This is a genomic window from Pontibacillus yanchengensis Y32, from assembly GCF_000770635.1.
Taxonomy (GTDB): Bacteria; Bacillota; Bacilli; order Bacillales; family BH030062; genus Pontibacillus; species Pontibacillus yanchengensis.
In genome coordinates this window covers 1-1,081 of record NZ_AVBF01000131.1, presented here as the reverse complement: position 1 = coordinate 1,081, position 1,081 = coordinate 1, and the positions used below count along the sequence as shown (strand labels likewise).

Sequence of the window (1,081 nt, the reverse complement as noted above, 5' to 3'; positions counted from 1 at the left end):
GCAGTCGCTGGAGCTCGAACCTGAGAAGGCGCACCAACGATTCGATGTCTCATTCTTATCTAGTTTTGAAGGTACTACCTTCATTTAAAAAAATTCAATTAACCCCTTGATTTTTTCCGCAAGGAACAATATAATATATTTTGTCCTTGAAATTGAGGGAAACACATTACATAGTCTGGCGGTTTTGGCGAAGAGGTCACACCTGTTCCCATGCCGAACACAGAAGTTAAGCTCTTCAGCGCCGATGGTAGTCGGGGTTTCACCCCCGCAAGAGTAGGACGCCGCCAGGCATTCATATTTGGAGGATTAGCTCAGTTGGGAGAGCACTTGCCTTACAAGCAAGGGGTCACTGGTTCGAGCCCAGTATCCTCCACCATTTTCACGCCGACCTGGCTCAACTGGCAGAGCAACTGACTTGTAATCAGTAGGTTGGGGGTTCGAGTCCCTCGGTCGGCACCATCATTTACTAAACTAGAAACAGTGAGCCATTAGCTCAGTTGGTAGAGCATCTGACTTTTAATCAGAGGGTCGGAGGTTCGAATCCTCCATGGCTCACCACTTTACACACTTAGCGGGTGTGGCGGAATTGGCAGACGCGCTAGACTTAGGATCTAGTGTCTCTTGACGTGGGGGTTCAAGTCCCTCCACCCGCACCATAAATTTAATATGCGGAAGTAGTTCAGTGGTAGAACACCACCTTGCCAAGGTGGGGGTCGCGGGTTCGAATCCCGTCTTCCGCTCCATTTAAAAGTCCTTGCCGGGGTGGCGGAATTGGCAGACGCACAGGACTTAAAATCCTGCGGTAGGTCTTCTACCGTGCCGGTTCGAGTCCGGCCCTCGGTACCATTTAATTTGCCTAAAAAAATAGCGCCCGTAGCTCAATTGGATAGAGCGTCTGACTACGGATCAGAAGGTTAGGGGTTCGACTCCTCTCGGGCGCACCATAATACGGGAAGTAGCTCAGCTTGGTAGAGCACATGGTTTGGGACCATGGGGTCGCAGGTTCGAATCCTGTCTTCCCGACCATTCGATGGGGCCTTAGCTCAGATGGGAGAGCGCCTGCTTTGCACGCAGGAGGTCA

The 1,081-nt window shown here is 51.1% G+C and carries 8 tRNA genes and 1 rRNA gene; all 9 read left to right on the top strand.

Features of this window, described 5'->3' with window-relative positions:
• Positions 1–174: 174 nt before the first annotated feature.
• The 9 genes from rrf (at position 175) to N782_RS20410 (ending at position 1,026) form a co-directional block, all read left to right on the top strand.
• Positions 175–290: ribosomal RNA gene (gene rrf, locus N782_RS20450) — 5S ribosomal RNA — on the top strand.
• Positions 291–300: 10 nt separating this feature from the next.
• Positions 301–376 (top strand) — tRNA-Val (locus N782_RS20445).
• Positions 377–383: 7 nt separating this feature from the next.
• A tRNA-Thr gene (locus N782_RS20440) sits at positions 384–459 on the top strand.
• Between the two features lie 23 nt (positions 460–482).
• A tRNA-Lys gene (locus N782_RS20435) sits at positions 483–558 on the top strand.
• 13 nt (positions 559–571) lie between these two features.
• Positions 572–656: transfer RNA gene (locus N782_RS20430), tRNA-Leu, on the top strand.
• 12 nt (positions 657–668) lie between these two features.
• Positions 669–743 (top strand) — tRNA-Gly (locus N782_RS20425).
• 13 nt (positions 744–756) lie between these two features.
• A tRNA-Leu gene (locus N782_RS20420) sits at positions 757–846 on the top strand.
• A 21-nt stretch (positions 847–867) separates the two neighbouring features.
• Positions 868–944, top strand: a tRNA-Arg gene (locus N782_RS20415).
• Positions 945–949: 5 nt separating this feature from the next.
• A tRNA-Pro gene (locus N782_RS20410) sits at positions 950–1,026 on the top strand.
• Positions 1,027–1,081 lie beyond the last annotated feature (55 nt).